At 49.2% G+C, this 16,082-nt stretch carries 13 protein-coding genes; 9 read left to right on the forward strand and 4 right to left on the reverse strand.

The window, feature by feature from the left end:
- The coding region (locus ACOJTG_RS20065; RefSeq protein ID WP_420155449.1) for a carbonic anhydrase at positions 1-595 on the forward strand (595 nt) is incomplete at its 5' end.
- Positions 596-727: 132 nt separating this feature from the next.
- On the opposite strand, the gene ACOJTG_RS20070 is transcribed toward ACOJTG_RS20065, so the two are convergent.
- The 4 genes from ACOJTG_RS20070 to ACOJTG_RS20085 all read right to left on the reverse strand — a co-directional run bounded on the left by ACOJTG_RS20070 (position 728) and on the right by ACOJTG_RS20085 (position 4,519).
- The gene (locus ACOJTG_RS20070; RefSeq protein ID WP_104712382.1) at positions 728-1,177 is read right to left on the reverse strand and encodes a GNAT family N-acetyltransferase; all 450 of its coding nucleotides are present in this window, start codon (positions 1,175-1,177) and stop codon (positions 728-730) included.
- 155 nt (positions 1,178-1,332) lie between these two features.
- Positions 1,333-2,355: an RluA family pseudouridine synthase gene (locus ACOJTG_RS20075; RefSeq protein ID WP_420155450.1), complete on the reverse strand. Its 1,023-nt coding sequence runs from the start codon at positions 2,353-2,355 to the stop codon at positions 1,333-1,335.
- A gap of 149 nt (positions 2,356-2,504) precedes the next feature.
- A complete protein-coding gene (sufB, locus tag ACOJTG_RS20080) occupies positions 2,505-3,968 on the reverse strand; it encodes a Fe-S cluster assembly protein SufB (RefSeq protein WP_420155451.1) in 1,464 nt (487 codons plus the stop codon).
- 71 nt (positions 3,969-4,039) lie between these two features.
- Entirely contained in the window at positions 4,040-4,519 is a 480-nt protein-coding gene (locus ACOJTG_RS20085; RefSeq protein WP_094808735.1) for an Lrp/AsnC ligand binding domain-containing protein, read from the reverse strand.
- A 589-nt stretch (positions 4,520-5,108) separates the two neighbouring features.
- Here ACOJTG_RS20085 and ACOJTG_RS20090 point away from each other — a divergent pair.
- The 8 genes from ACOJTG_RS20090 to ACOJTG_RS20125 all read left to right on the forward strand — a co-directional run bounded on the left by ACOJTG_RS20090 (position 5,109) and on the right by ACOJTG_RS20125 (position 15,899).
- Entirely contained in the window at positions 5,109-6,344 is a 1,236-nt protein-coding gene (locus tag ACOJTG_RS20090; protein WP_420155452.1) for a DUF819 domain-containing protein, read from the forward strand.
- Positions 6,345-6,463: 119 nt separating this feature from the next.
- Positions 6,464-8,353 (forward strand): glycoside hydrolase family 88 protein, encoded by a 1,890-nt coding sequence (locus tag ACOJTG_RS20095; RefSeq protein ID WP_420155453.1) that lies wholly within the window; start codon positions 6,464-6,466, stop codon positions 8,351-8,353.
- A 273-nt stretch (positions 8,354-8,626) separates the two neighbouring features.
- A complete protein-coding gene (locus ACOJTG_RS20100; protein ID WP_420155454.1) occupies positions 8,627-9,493 on the forward strand; it encodes an EboA domain-containing protein in 867 nt (288 codons plus the stop codon).
- Between the two features lie 45 nt (positions 9,494-9,538).
- On the forward strand, positions 9,539-10,540 hold the full coding sequence (locus ACOJTG_RS20105; RefSeq protein WP_420155455.1) for a TatD family hydrolase: 1,002 nt from the start codon (positions 9,539-9,541) through the stop codon (positions 10,538-10,540).
- A 301-nt stretch (positions 10,541-10,841) separates the two neighbouring features.
- Positions 10,842-11,717 (forward strand): UbiA-like protein EboC, encoded by an 876-nt coding sequence (eboC, locus tag ACOJTG_RS20110; RefSeq protein WP_420155456.1) that lies wholly within the window; start codon positions 10,842-10,844, stop codon positions 11,715-11,717.
- Positions 11,718-11,911: 194 nt separating this feature from the next.
- The gene (locus ACOJTG_RS20115; protein ID WP_420155457.1) at positions 11,912-13,060 is read left to right on the forward strand and encodes a 3-dehydroquinate synthase; all 1,149 of its coding nucleotides are present in this window, start codon (positions 11,912-11,914) and stop codon (positions 13,058-13,060) included.
- Between the two features lie 235 nt (positions 13,061-13,295).
- Positions 13,296-14,507, forward strand: a complete 1,212-nt coding sequence (gene eboE, locus ACOJTG_RS20120; protein WP_420155458.1) for a metabolite traffic protein EboE — start codon at positions 13,296-13,298, stop codon at positions 14,505-14,507.
- Positions 14,508-14,531: 24 nt separating this feature from the next.
- A complete protein-coding gene (locus ACOJTG_RS20125; RefSeq protein ID WP_420155459.1) occupies positions 14,532-15,899 on the forward strand; it encodes an alkaline phosphatase family protein in 1,368 nt (455 codons plus the stop codon).
- The last annotated feature ends 183 nt before the right edge of the window (positions 15,900-16,082 follow it).

Consider the following 16,082-nt stretch of genomic DNA (forward strand, 5'->3'; position numbering starts at 1 on the left):
GGACTGGGTTCAGAAGAAGCTAGATATAGACCCATCCTATTTCAATGACCTATCGAAAGGACAAACGCCGGACATTCTTTACATCGGTTGTTCCGATAGCCGCGTATCCGCCGAAGAACTGATGGGTTTATCTCCGGGTGATGTCTTTGTGCTCCGGAACATCGCTAATATGGTTCCCAATACTGATTTAGGTGTAATGTCAGTGATTAACTATGCAGTGGATCACCTCAAAGTCAATCATATTGTGGTTTGCGGTCACTACTATTGCGGAGGGGTCCAGGCAGCTATGAAATCAGCTGACTTGGGAATTCTAAACCCATGGTTAAGAAATATTCGTGATGTATACCGGACTCATAAAGATGAACTCAACAAGATTGAAGACGAGGAGTCACGCTATAAGCGACTGGTAGAACTGAACGTACAGGAACAATGTATCAATGTTCTGAAAACGGCTGAGGTACAGAGAGCCCGCCGGGATCGGGATCTTACGGTTCATGGCTGGGTCTTTGACGTACACTCAGGTAAACTGATCGATTTGGAGATCGACTTTATCAAGTTACTTGAAAATATCCGGGAGATTTATCATCTCGATTAAAGTATACTGGATTGCCTACCTTCACAGTAATATTTCTCAAACAGCTCCACCCTGATGGAGCTGTTTTTGTTAATAATCCAGTAATTTAAAGCCCTTATAAACAAAAGCCCCGGCTGATACCGGGGCTTTTGTTTATAAATCGACGTGGCAGTTAATCCACTCGCCATCGAGCTTAGCTCCGAATTTCTTGTAGAATTCAATGGAAGGTTCGTTCCAGTCTAGTACCTGCCACATCAGACCCGAGCACTGGGTTTGCCGAGCTTCTTCCACGGTGGCTTCCAGAAGTCGCTTGCCTAAACCGTACCCGCGATACGCTTCTTTGATGATCAGATCTTCGAGGTACAGGCGTTTGCCTTTCCAGGTCGAATAGCGGTAGTAGTACAACGACATTCCTACCACTTCACCGTTTACTTCTGCTACAATGGTGCCGTATAAGGGCTGCTCACCAAAGCCATCTTTCAGTAACTGCTCGGGTGTATTTTTGACTTCGTGTAAAGCTTTTTCGTACTCCGCCAGCTCTACAATTAATTGATAAATCGAAGGTACATCTGCGGGCGTCGCCCGGCGAATAATCGTACTCATGGAAGCGTTTAGGGTTTGAGGTTTTCAATAGGCGTCGTTATAAATTTTCAGGTTTGATGGAAGTTTTAGTTTCCAGTGTATTCGATGACAAATGGTGCCTGAACGCCCTTACAAGCTACTGAAAACTAAAAACTCTAAACTGAAAACTTAGAACCCTACCCCTGACTATAGGCTTCCCATTTTTCCATGACGGCTACGATGTCCGGAGCTAGGTCAGAGTCAAATTGGAGCCATTCTTTGGTTTTCGGATGTTCGAAACCGATGGACTTGGCGTGCAAGGCCTGCCGGGGGCATAATGCAAAACAATTTTCGACGAATTGCCGATACCGCGTAAAGATGGTGCCTTTCACGATCCGGTCACCGCCGTACATGGCATCGTTAAACAGCGGATGGCCCAGATACCGCATGTGAGCCCGAATCTGGTGCGTACGACCCGTTTCCAGATTGCATTGAACCAGACTTACATACTTCAGGCGTTTTAGTACCTTGTAGTGCGTAACGGCAGGCTTTCCATAGTCTCCGTCGGGATACACATCCATCACTTTCCGATCCTTGGAGCTACGACCGATGTGGCCCTGAATGGTACCTGTGTCTTCTTTCGGTTCTCCCCAAACCAACGCGTAATAGGTTCGTTCGATGGTATGCTCGAAAAACTGCCGGGCCAAGTGACTCATGCTGTAATCGTTCTTGGCAACGACCATTAATCCCGAAGTATCTTTATCGATGCGGTGTACCAGCCCCGGACGAATCTCACCGTTTCGTCCCGTGGGCAGGTGTTGAAAGTGGTAAATAAGAGCATTCACCAAGGTGCCATCCCAGTTTCCGTACGCTGGATGAACGACCATACCCGCGGGTTTGTAAAGCACCAGTATATCGTCGTCTTCGTAACGAATGTCCAGTGGAATATCCTGCGGAATCAGTTCGTTTTCAGCCCGTGGGGGCTTGGGTAAGGAAATGACAATTTCATCCAGCGGTTTCACTTTATAACTGGGCTTGATTGCCTTGCCATTTATTTTGACACCTTCCGCTTCAATGCCCGCCTGAATTTTAGTACGGGTAGCGTTCGGAATTTTCTCCGTCAGAAACTGATCAATACGGGTCAATTTCTGCCCCGCATCCACCAGGATCCGGTGGTGTTCATATAATTCGTCTTCTAATTCTTCGGGTTCAGTACTCATACCCCTTCAAGTCTTTGGTAAAACAAACCCCCACCTTTGGGAAGGCAGGGGTTTTTGATTTTTGTATCAGAATTGAGCGTTATTAATGCTCCTTACAATACTGTAAAAGGTCACTCGTATGATTCGTATTCCGTCGCTACTTCTGCAGATTATCCTACGCTACCTTCCAAGCTAATTTCGAGTAGTTTCTGAGCCTCAACCGCAAATTCCATAGGCAGTTGGTTCAGTACTTCCTTGGCGTATCCGTTTACAATCAAAGCAACGGCGGCTTCGGAAGGAATACCACGTTGATTACAGTAGAACAACTGATCTTCTCCAATTTTAGAAGTAGTAGCTTCGTGCTCTACCGTTGCCGTGCTGTTTTTCACTTCGATATACGGGAACGTATGGGCTCCGCATTTATCACCCAACAGTAACGAATCACACTGGGAGAAGTTACGAGCATTTTCGGCCCGTTTCATAACTTCCACTAAACCCCGGTAGGAGTTCTGCGAGCGGCCAGCCGAGATTCCCTTCGAAACGATCCGTGATTTGGTATTCTTTCCGATGTGAATCATCTTGGTACCCGTGTCCGCCTGCTGGAAATTATTCGTAACCGCTACGGAATAAAATTCACCAATGGAGTTATCCCCTTTCAGGATAACCGAGGGGTATTTCCAGGTTACAGCCGAGCCTGTTTCCACCTGCGTCCAGGAAATTTTGGCGTTCGCACCATCGCAGATCCCGCGTTTGGTTACGAAGTTATAAATCCCTCCTTTTCCTTCTTTATCGCCGGGGTACCAGTTCTGTACGGTTGAATATTTGATCTCTGCGTTTTCAGAAGCGACCAGCTCTACGACAGCCGCGTGCAGCTGATTCTCGTCCCGCATCGGAGCCGTACATCCTTCCAGGTAACTGACGTAGCTACCTTCATCGGCGACGATCAGCGTCCGCTCGACCTGACCCGTACCTGCCGCGTTAATCCGGAAGTACGTGGAAAGCTCCATCGGGCAACGTACGCCCTTGGGAATGTAACAGAACGAACCATCGGAGAACACAGCAGCGTTCAGGGCCGCAAAGAAGTTATCTTTCGCGGGCACTACAGAACCCAAGTACTTCTTTACCAGCTCAGGATGCTCATGAATGGCTTCCGTCATGGAACAGAAAATGATCCCGCGTTCGGCCAGATCCTTTTTAAACGTCGTGGCAATAGAAACCGAGTCAATAACGGCATCTACGGCTACCCCCGAAAGACGCTCTACTCCAGCGATCCGCTCCTGCTCTTTCAGAGAAATACCCAGGCGTTCGAAGGTACGGCGTAATTCCGGATCAATATCGTCTAACGACTCCACCGTTTTCTTCTGCTTGGGAGCCGAGTAATATTTAATGCTTTGATAATCTACTTTCTGGTAATCAACGTTAGCCCAATTTGGCTCTTTCATTTCCAACCACAGGCGGTAGGCTTTCAACCGCCATTCCAGCATCCACTCGGGTTCGTTTTTCTTCGCCGAAATAAATCGTACAATATCTTCGCTAAGCCCAACTGGAGCTTCGTCAGCTTCAATCAGGGTTTCAAACCCGTATTTATATTCGGAACTGGTGATTTCTTCTAGGATATCTGCTTCCTTCGCCATGTTTGCTTGTCAGAGATTTATGCAAAAATATAACAAAACCAGCGGTAGAACGTTCCTCCGTGAGGATAAATTTACCCCTGCACGGGTTCGGCGAAGGGAACGGGCCGTGAAACGCTCTCTTCCAGCGAAATAAACGTTTCGGTTCGCTGGATTCCGGCCACTTTCTGAATTTTATCGTGCAGTACCTCCCGCAGGTGCGTCGTATCCCGGCAAACGATTTTGGCGAAAATGGAATAAATCCCCGTGGTATAGTGAATGTTCACGACTTCCGGAATCAGAGAAAGCTTTTCGGCTACTTCGGCGTACAGCGAACTTTTATCCAGATAGATACCTAGAAACGCTGAAATATCCCAGCCGAGCTTGGCGTGGTCAATCATCAGCGTAGAACCTTTCACGATCCCCATCTGCTCCATTTTCCGCATGCGAACGTGCACAGTCCCCCCCGAAACGAAAATTCGCTTGCCAATTTCAGTATAAGGCATGGTAGCGTCCTGCATGAGCAAGCCCAGAATCTTCAGGTCTACGTTATCAATCTCGTAATTTCGATCCATCGGTTTAGCAATTTCATTAATAACTAAACAATAATAAGAGCTAAAAATTAATAATATCGTAAATTTTATAAATTTTTACTGCAACTCTTGCAAAACGCTTTCCAATTGCCGTACCTTTGTCATGTCAAAAGCGACAAGCTGTTCCACACTGTAGGGTGATGAAATTGGCAGCCATGCCCTCCTGTCTCGGGGGTGAAGAGTTCGGGAAAAAATCAGTATAAAGCCGGGCAAGTCCGACTGGGGTTGACCACCAAATTTTGTGCTGTATCTAACCGCTTCGTGGAGGTTCGAATCCTTCTCCTACAGCTCTTAGTACCATTTATTCCAAAAAACATTTACAGGCATTTTTCTCACGGATCTATCGTCCGTAAGAATTTTTTGCCTATATTATTCGGAATAGCCAAGAAATGGCAGTAGTTTTATTTGGTTTTTAGTTTGTTGATGAAGTGTAATTCTGACACGCAACCTCGCTGGGGATTGCGTGTTTTTTTTGAGCGAAAAATCTACGGTTTTTGGCATTTGCCAAACGTTTACCAATGCTTTCCCTTTATTTCGCATCTTTTATTCTTCTCATTGTCCGCTTGATCTAATGATTTCAAACTACGCCGTAGTACTGGGTATTTTATGTTCCGTATTAGGACTCGTGTTTTACACTTCCACATTTCCTTCGCTGAAGAAATTTTACGAACTCGTTCCTCCCGTCTTACTATGTTACTTTATTCCAGGTTTACTTACCACAGCCGGTTTGTTTTCTCCTCAAGTCGTAGGTGATGAGTCGGCCATTTATCATGTCGTTTCGCAATACTTCCTACCCGCCACGCTGGTACTGTTCACGCTTTCCATGGACTTGAAAACGCTGAAACGGCTGGGTTTGAAAACCGTAATGGTCTTTCTGGCGGGTATTGTGGGCGTAGTGATCGGCGGCCCCATTGCGGTCTGGATCGTGAAGCAGTTCTCTCCGGCAACCGTGGGTGGAGAAGGGGCTGATGCCGTCTGGAAGGGTCTGGCTACCATTGCCGGGAGCTGGACCGGCGGCGGAGCCAATCAGGCGGCCCTGAAGGAAATATTCCGTCCTTCCGAAAAGCTGTTTTCGCAAAGCGTTGCGGTAGACATTATCATCGGTGAATTGTGGATGGCCGTGATGATCTACGGAGCGGGCAAAGCCTTGGCCATCGATCGTCTGTTCAAAGCCGACGCTTCGGCCATCAAGGACGTGCAGATTCAACTCGAAACCTATCAGGCTCAAAACGAACGTATTCCCCAATTACGGGATTTATTGATGATTCTGGGACTTGGCCTAGGAGTAACGGGGCTTGCACACGTGGTAGCGGATACCGTCGTTCCCATTCTGAAACAATATCCCGTTCTGGAACGCTTTAGCCTGACTTCCAAAGTCTTCTGGATCATATCTTTCGCTACCATCACCGGCATCCTATTGTCTTTCACCCCATTACGCCAGCTTGAACACGTGGGAGCTTCGCGGATCGGCAGCGTTTTTCTGTACATACTCATCGCTACCATTGGTTTGAAAATGGACCTCTGGGCTATCGCGGATAATCCGGGCCTGTTTGCCGTAGGTATCATCTGGATTTCCATTCATGGCTTATTCGTTCTGATAGCGGCCCGTTTCCTGAATGCTCCCTTTTTCTTCATGGCGGTGGGTTCGCAGGCAGCTATCGGCGGGCCCGCTTCGGCTCCCGTAGTAGCGGCGGCTTTCCACCCTTCCCTGGCTCCGGTAGGCGTGTTGCTGGCTATTTTAGGGTACGCCATCGGTACCTACTGCGGGTATCTGACGGGATTACTGATGCAATGGGCGGCGTATTAAGGAGTACATTGATAGCATACTGAGCGTAGGTACGAGGCGAAATTTTGTACCTACTCTAGGGGCTTTTCCCGGAAACGGGCATCTTTTAGGAAAGTGTATTCACTCCTATTTTACTTGCTATGTTTCTTCGTCGTTTGGTACTAAGCATCCTTGGTACGGTACTGGCCCTGGGTACGTACGCTCAGGAACCCTGGTCCGTGCGGATGGCTAACTCCATGCTCGCCCAGGCTGCTGATTCGTCTACGGTACAGGTTCTCAAATCCAACCACTGGAATTACGAACAGGGGGTACTGCTTAATGCCCTCAACCGGGTCTGGGAACGTACGGGCGATGGCAAATACTTTCATTACATCCAGAAAAGTATCGATGCGTACGTGAATGATCAGGGCGACATTCGCACCTATAAATTCGACGATTACAACATCGATAATATTCCTACGGGGCGTCTTCTGCTGATGCTTTACCAGCAAACGGGTAAGGAAAAGTACCTCAAAGCGGCTCAGTTTGTGCATAGTCAGCTGGAAACGCAGCCCCGTACCAAAGAAGGCGGGTACTGGCACAAAAAACGCTATCCTAATCAGATGTGGCTGGATGGCTTATACATGGCTGAACCCTTTTCTGCCGAATACGCCCTGATTTTCAAGGAGCCGAAACACTTCGACAACATTGCCAATCAGTTTATCTGGATGGAAAAGAATTCCCGCGATGAAAAAACGGGACTGCTCTACCACGCCTACGACGAAAGTCGCCAGCAAAAATGGGCCGATCCGAAAACGGGTAAGTCGCCGAACTTCTGGGGACGGGCCATTGGCTGGTACGTGATGGCTCTGGTGGACGTACTGGATTATTTCCCGATGGACCATCCCAAACGGCCGGAACTGGTAGCCATTTACAAACGATTGATGCCCGCCGTCGTCAAGTATCAGGACCCGGCCAGTGGCTGCTGGTGGCAGGTAACCGACAAAGGCGGCAAGGAAGGAAATTACCTGGAAGCGTCGGCTTCGAGCATGTTCGTGTACGGCTTGGCGAAAGGCGTCCGCACGGGTCTGCTGGATGCTTCGTACCTGAAAGCCGCCCAGAAAGGGTACGCGGGTATGCTGAAAGAATTCATCAAAACCGATGATAAGGGACTGGTACACCTCGATAAAACGGTGAGTGTGGGGGGCCTCGGCGGCGATCCGTACCGCGATGGCAGTTACGAGTATTACCTGAGCGAAAAGATTCGGCTGGATGATTTGAAAGGCGTTGGTCCCTTCATTTTGGCCAGTATCGAAGTGGAAACCATTCCGGAGCTTAGCGTGGGTAAGGGCAAAACCGTAGGGCTGGATTACTTCTTCAACAACGAGCGTACCAGCAAAGGCGAGCGTTTTCACTACACCTGGGAAGATTACCGCGACTCGGGCTATTCACTCTGGGGCAGCATTTTCCGGGATTACGGAGCTAAAACGGTATCCGTACCCGAAGCTCCGACGGCGGCTTCGCTCAAAAAACTGAACGTCTATATCATCGTTGATCCGGATACGAAAAAGGAAACGCCTCAGCCCAATTACATGACCGAGGCTTACGCCAAAGTGATTGCCGATTGGGTAAAAGGAGGTGGTACGCTGGTACTGCTGGCGAATGATACATCCAACGCGGAGATCAAAAACTTCAATATTCTGGCGGGAAAGTTTGGCATTCAATTCACCGACAAAAACGTCAACATGGTAAAAAACAACGTGTATGACCAGGGTAAGTTTGTGTTTGAGGGCAATCATCCCGTGTTCGGCAATACGAAAAAAATCTTCGTAAAAGAGGTGGTTACCCTAACGACGAAAGCCCCGGCCAAACCCGTACTGACCGCCAATGGCGACCAGATTATGGCCGTAGCTGAAGTAGGTAAAGGTCGTGTTTTTGTACTAGGGGATCCCTGGATTTATAACGAGTACCTCAACGGTAAACGCCTGCCGATGGAATTTGAAAACTTCAAAGCGGCGAAGGAGTTGAGTAAGTGGCTGTTGAAGAAGTAGTTATTGGTTGATTGTTATAAGTTGTTGGTGGGTTTGTTGAGTAAAAGGGGTTCGATCGTATGGATCTACTTAGTTAATTAAACTACCAGTCCTTTAGTCCAAGAATCCGGAAGCGGTAGAGCTTTCGGATTCTTTTGGTTTGCACCCTTCCCGGCTTCATCCCTCAAAAAACCTAGTTCAGTCGCATCAATGATATAAATCAAATAGAAACTCGAAACGCTTTGGTATTTTTGCAGGAAATGATTGAACCCGGCCCGACCGGTTTTTCTGCGTATGACTGTGCCTCTTGATTCTATACAACTACTCCGACAAAGGCTGGAGGAAATTCTGACTGAACAGCTTCCCGAGAACGGCCGGCAATGGCTATTCTCCCGCGTAGACCGCTCCAGTACTTCGGCCCTGCTCATGGCTTTTGTAGCCGCTCCCCGTTTCACGGGCAAACAACCCGTATCACTCTCGGCTGAACGTCGGCAAGAACTGGCCGAACTCCGTCCCGGATTCCGGTTAATGGCCTGGCCGCTCGACCGGGTAACGCGTCTTTATCTGTTACTACAGCTGCCTCTGGAGAATCGCGAAGCATTCATTCAAGCGGTCGAAACGCTTTTTGATACGGCGGAAATGAATGAGTTGGTCGCCTTGTACGCGTCATTGCCCGTACTACCCTACCCTGAGACCTGGCTGTTTCGGGCGACGGAAGCCGTTCGCTCCAACATGGGTCTGGTATTCGAGGCACTGGCCTTGGGAAACCCCTATCCTTCCGAACAATTTCCCGAACCAGCCTGGAACCAGCTGGTCATGAAAACCATTTTTAACGATAAATCCGTGGGCAGTATCGTTGGACTGGTGGAACGGAGCAATCCTACCCTGGCCCGGATTCTGGTTGACTTTGCTCACGAACGCTGGGCCGCTGGTCGGTACGTACCCGCCCGGGCCTGGCAGATGGTCGTACCCTTTGTCAACGAAGCGATGCTGCCCGATCTGCAGCGTTTGTTTACCTCCGACCGGGCAGTAGATCGGCAGGCCGCAGCTCTCCTTTGCAGCGAAACTAACTTCGAACCGGCCCGTGCCTTGGGGCGACAATTTCCGGTCGAACATCCGGAGCAACTGCGTTGGGAACACCTGGATACACAACTGGCTTAATGGCTTTTACTGTTTTATAATCGATTCTTCGGAATTGTACTGCTTATGTGTCAGCACGAATTAAACCCCTCCCATTTCGAGGAAAATAAAGAAGAAATTACCCACAGCAATTTGCAGTGGAATCAGTATCGCGAGTCGATTCAGGGCATGAAGTTCTTCGATCCTCACGTACACATGACCTCCCGGACTACCGACGACTATCAGGCCATGGCCGACGCCGGAATCGTGGCTCTCATTGAACCCGCCTTTTGGCTCGGGCAACCGCGTACGGGCGTGGCTTCGTTCAAGGATTATTTTAGTAGTCTGGTAGGTTGGGAACGCTTCCGTTCTTCGCAATTTGGCATCAAACACTATTGCACGATTGGTTTGAATTCCCGCGAAGCCAATAACGAAGCTCTGGCGGAACAGGTGATGGAAGTATTGCCTTTGTTCATTTACAAGGAAGGCGTGGTCGGCGTTGGCGAAATTGGCTTCGACGATCAGACGCCCGCTGAAGAAAAGTACTACCGCCTTCAGCTCGAACTGGCGAAGGAAGCCAATCTTCCCGTACAGATTCATACGCCGCACCGGGATAAAAAGCAGGGCACGGAACGCAGTATGGCCATTGCTCTCGAACACGGGCTGGATCCCGCCATGGTCATCATCGATCATAACAATGAGGAAACGGTAAAAAGTGTACTCGATCAGGGGTTCTGGGCGGCCTTTACCATTTATCCGTTTACGAAAATGGGCAATGAACGGATGGTTGAGGTAGTACGGCAATACGGCCCCGAGCGGATTATGGTCAATTCGGCCGCCGATTGGGGTATTTCCGATCCGCTGGCCGTTCCTAAAACGGCCGCGTTGATGAAAATGAAAGGTATCTCAGACGAAGCTATTCGCCTTGTCACGTACCAGAATGCACTGGATGCTTTCGGCAAAAGCGGTCAGATTTTTGAAGAAGAGTTTGGAGCCGACATCGATCAGAGTCAGAAATTTAACGGCAATACGATCCTGCGGGGTGGACAGCAGCCGCGAATCGATAAGGATTCACTATTTATTAACTAGGAATTTTTAGTTGTTGGTTGGTAGTTATGAGTTGTTAGTCATTTTGTGGAATAAGCGTTGTGAAAACAGACACCTTAGGTATTCCTCACCAGACGTTTCTTTCTGCATTGAAGACTGGGGAAGGGGTTTCAGATTTTGTCGTCTATTCCACTTATTCACTAACAACTCATAACGATCAACCAACAACCATTTTCACACCTCAAGCCGTCCATTTGTCAACCTTGTTGATTAAATTGCTAGCCTTTTCGGTTTGAACGTTTCGCATTTCATTCGATAATCGTATTAATAGCCTACTAAAGTCTTGACCATTAAGCCCTACCTCCAGTTGATGCGGCCCGCCAACATTGTTACGTCCATTGCGGATGTATGGGCGGGGGCCGCCATCGCCGGGGTACTTTCGACTGTATTTGACTGGCAACCCTTTCTTGCCCTGAGCTTTGCCACGATTGGTCTATACGGCGGTGGTGTCGTTTTCAATGATGTATTCGACGCCCAACTCGATGCCGTCGAGCGGCCCGAACGACCCATTCCCAGTGGGCAGGTACCCATCGAAGCCGCCATTTTTCAGGGGACGCTTTTGCATTTACTGGGCATCGCTGCGGCCAGTCTGTGCAGTACCGAAAGCGGTATTCTCGCGGCGGCCATTGCTGTACTTACCCTGAGTTACAATCGTTTCGCCAAACACGACTCCATCCTCGGCCCCCTCAACATGGGCTTATGCCGGGGCTTAAATCTCCTGTTAGGGATTAGTATCATTCCTGATGCCATGTTCGAATGGTATGGACTTGGATTTCTTCCCATTATTTTCATTGCAGCCGTTACCATGATTAGCCGGGGCGAAGTGCACGGCGGGCACTCGCGGACCATGTTATTCGCGGGAATTTTATTTGCCGTGGTTGAACTGGCTCAACTCTACATAGGTTATACCCAGGGACATGTATTGGAAACCGTACCGCTGGTTTTGTTACACGCCGTTATGGTATTCAGACCTCTCCTGCGAGCGTATCAGAATCCCATTGGGCCCAACATTGGCAAGGCCGTAAAAGCGGGCGTACTCTCCCTTATTTTAATGAACGCGGCCTGGTGTATGGCTTTCGGAGCCTGGCCCCTGGCCCTGGCTACTTTACTCTTGTTACCATTCTCGTTACAACTAGCCAAGTGGTTCGCCGTAACGTAGAGCGTTTTGAGTTTACCGTTTTCAGTTTAGAGTTTTCAATGTATTCCATGCGTGTAAGTCAACAAACTGTAGCATTGTTCCGAATCAAAGGTTTCTATATGCTTGTGTTGAAACCGACGGATAAGCTATCTAAAACTGAAAACTGTAAACCGAAAACTGTAAACTCATGCGGTGCACCGCTTTAAACTCAGTCCATGGAAACCATTCAGCAGCGATTTGCAGTCACCTTTTCGTATCCGGTGATCTTCACGCAGCAGTTATTTGATCCTCAGAATCCAAAACTTCGGGATTTCCTCAGTCAATACGGCGAACGTGATTTTCGCAAAAAGATATTCTTCTGTATCGATTCGGGTGTCCTAGCGGCTCATCCGACCTTACAAAGCCAGATTACGCACTATTTCGAATCTGTACCCACGCTTTCACTCGTTCCCGAATGGCTGATTATTCCCGGCGGCGAAGCGGCAAAAAACGCTCCGGCTCTGTTTGATCAGATCGTCGAGGCCGTCGATCAGTACGGCATTGACCGGCACTCGTTCGTAGCCGCCATTGGGGGGGGTGCCGTACTCGATCTGGTGGGTTACGCCGCCGCCGTATCGCATCGGGGCGTCAAACACATCCGGATTCCAACGACCGTATTATCTCAGAACGATTCGGGGGTTGGCGTGAAAAACGGGATCAATTACCGGGGTAAGAAGAACTTTCTGGGCACCTTCGCTCCGCCCGTTGCTGTCTTCAACGATACGGATTTTCTGCGTACGCTCGACGACCGCGACTGGCGTTCCGGTATTTCCGAAGCGATTAAAGTGGCTCTCATCAAGGATAAAGTCTTTTTCGAGTGGCTCGAAGCGAATGCCAAAGCTCTGGCTCAACGCAACGCAGCGGCCATGCAATACCTCATTCATCGCTGTGCCGAATTACACATGCAGCACATCAGCAGTGGCGATCCCTTTGAAAGTGGTTCCGCCCGTCCGCTGGACTTTGGGCACTGGGCGGCTCACAAGCTGGAATACCTGACCCATTTTGAAGTTCGTCACGGGGAAGCTGTAGCCATTGGCATAGCTTTGGATACCTATTACTCGCAATTGACGGGTCGTCTGTCCGAAACCGATACGCAACGCGTCATTCAGGTATTGCACGAACTGGGTTTCGAGCTATATCATCCCGCTCTGGCGGAACAGGATTCCGTCCATCTTATCAACGGATTACGGGAATTTCAGGAACACCTGGGCGGTCGCCTGACGATCACTCTACTCGATGCCATCGGCGTAGGCGTGGAGGTTCACGAAATGGATACTGTACTTATTCAGAAAGCCGTCATGGCTTTACAGGGGGAAACGGTGTAAATTAGGGTTTGCAAGTGGTGTGACGTTTGAGAAGGTTTAATTGGTTTCAGGTTTGATGATTGTCTCAGGTTTGACCATTGTTTTACTTTTGATTCAACCATTTTCCTTCATCAATCGCAAAACCCCGGAGGGTTCCCTCTCATTAGCCAGGGGTGAAACCCCTGGTACCCCAGAACCCGGTACCTTTGCACCCTGACACCCACCTAGTTCGAACCTCAAACCCAAAAGATAAGCTATGAAAACCTCCCTGGGTCATCTGACGTACTGTAGCAATATTCATCCCGGCGAACGCTGGGACGATCATTTCTCTGCTCTGCAAACCAGTATTCCACTCATTCGCCAGGCCGTTGCTCCGGACAAAGCATTTGGTATGGGCTTACGCGTGGCGGGTCTAGCCAGCAAGGATTTGCTGCTGGAAAGTAACCTGAAGCCCTTTCAGGAGTGGCTAAGTGAGCAGAAAGCCTACGTATTCACCATGAATGGTTTTCCCTACGGAGGCTTTCACGATACGCGGGTCAAAGAAGATGTTCACGCTCCCGACTGGATTCAGCCCGAGCGACGGGATTATACTATCCGGCTTTTTCAGATTCTCTCGCAGCTGTTGCCCGCGGGGATGCGGGGTGGTATCTCCACTTCGCCCCTGACCTATCGCCACTGGTGGCCAACGGAACTCACGCGAACCGAAGCTTTTCAGCAGGCTACGCACCACATGCTCGAAGTGGTGGTTGAACTGGTCCGAATCAATCAGGCGACCGGGCAGGTTCTCCACCTCGACATTGAACCCGAGCCCGATGGCTTACTGGAGAATTCAGCGGAATTTATCGAATGGTTCAACGGACAGCTCATTTTTGATGGCGTACCCTATCTCGTACAAAAAGCCGGATTAAGCGAAGCCGAAGCCGAAGCAGCCCTACGGACGCACATTCAGGTGTGTTACGACGTTTGCCATTTCGCGGTGGAATTCGAAAATCCCGACGAAGCCCTTGATCGCTTCGAAGCCGAAGGCATTGGCATTGGTAAAATCCAGATCAGTTCCGCTCTGAAAGTTGATTTTGAAAATTATGTTTCGGAGAAAATGGAGCTAATGAGTCGGTTCGACGAGCCGACCTACCTGCATCAGGTGGTAGCCCAGCACCAGGGAACGCTGTTGAAATATCCCGACCTCAACCAGGCTCTGTGGGACGGTACGCCCACGGGCGAATGGCGGATTCACTACCACGTTCCGCTGTTTGTGGAGCAATACGGCTTATTGAATTCCACCCGCGACGACATTGTTCGGGTATTGAATCGGCAGCAACGCAAGCCCTTTACCGAACATCTGGAAGTAGAAACGTATACCTGGGGAGTTCTGCCACCCGAATCGCAGTTGCCGATCGAAGAGTCGATCATTCGGGAACTGAAATGGACGCTCGCCCAGGTAGAAGGTAATGTACGTAACCTGAATTAAGCGGATTCCTGTTTTAAGAAAATCATGCAAAAGACCGTTGTAATTGATGTCGTAGGGCTTAGTCAGAGCGTCATTGGCGAGTATACGCCATTTCTGAGTAATTACCTTAAGACGAGAACTATACAAACCATTACCCCCGTACTACCTGCCGTTACGACGACTTCGCAAAGCGTGTACGTAACGGGCAAATGGCCGAGTGAAAACGGTATTGTTGCCAACGGCTGGTATGACCGCGAAGACGCCGAAGTAAAGTTTTGGAAGCAGTCCAATCACCTGGTGAAAGGCGAGAAAATCTGGGAAGCCGCCCGTAAAGTGGATCCTTCGTTTACGGTTTCCAAGATGTTCTGGTGGTACAACATGTATTCCTCGGCGGACTGGTCCGTAACGCCCCGGCCCCAGTACCACGCCGATGGCGTGAAGGCTCCCGACTGTTATAGTTATCCACCCGAACTACGGGATCAGTTACAGGCTAAACTTGGTCAGTTTCCGCTGTTTAGTTTCTGGGGACCAAACGCCAATATCAAATCCACGCAATGGATTGCCGACGCGTCGTTATTCGTGGACGAGCAGCACAATCCTACGTTAACGTTGATTTACCTACCGCACCTGGATTATTGTTTACAAAAATACGGCGTCGATTTCTCAAAAATTCAGAACGAATTAAGAGAGATCGACCGCGTACTGGAACAGCTTATTACGCATTATCAGAAGAAAAACGCCCGTATCATTCTGCTTTCGGAATACGGCATCAACGATGTAAATCGGCCCGTCCACCTGAATCGTATTTTGCGGGAAGCGGGACTGATTTCCGTCCGGCAGGAACGCTGGTATGAATTGCTGGATGCTGGGGTATCGGAAGCCTTTGCGGCCTGCGATCACCAGATTGCTCACGTGTACGTGAAAGACAAATCCCGGATTCCTTTCGTGAAACAGCTGCTGGAAAAAGTACCGGGCGTGAAATGGGTACTCGACGAGGCGGGCAAACGCGAACACCACATTGACCACGACCGGGCGGGTGATCTGGTCGTGATGGCCGAAACCGATAGCTGGTTTACCTATTATTACTGGTTCGACGATAAAAAAGCCCCGGATTACGCTCATCTGGTGGACATCCACCGTAAACCTGGCTATGACCCGGTAGAGATGTTCATGGACCCGGCCAATCCGCTGATTAAACTAAGGGCGGGGTACAAGTTAGCTCGCAAACTCATGGGCTTCCGATATCTGATGGATGTTATTCCGCTGGATGCTACGCTGGTGAAAGGATCCCACGGTGCGGTACTGGCTCCGCAGGAGTTTCATCCGGTACTAATAACCGATCAGCCCAGCGGCAAAGATCAGCTCGTGGCTACGGATGTGTACGATGTTATCTGGCAACATTTGAACAACTAGAAGACTTTTAGTAACGCTTTAGGAGTACCCCGGACCGATATTCCGGGGTACTTTTTTTGTGGTCTTCTATTAAGCAGCTACTATAATTAGATAATTTTCTATAAAAAAATTACAAATAAACATTTCAATAATTATAATATTATTTCTATTCTTGTACCTACTAAGCTGATCCTCAACTCTTAC

The sequence above is a fragment of the Siphonobacter sp. genome (assembly GCF_048595215.1).
GTDB lineage: Bacteria > Bacteroidota > Bacteroidia > Cytophagales > Spirosomataceae > Siphonobacter.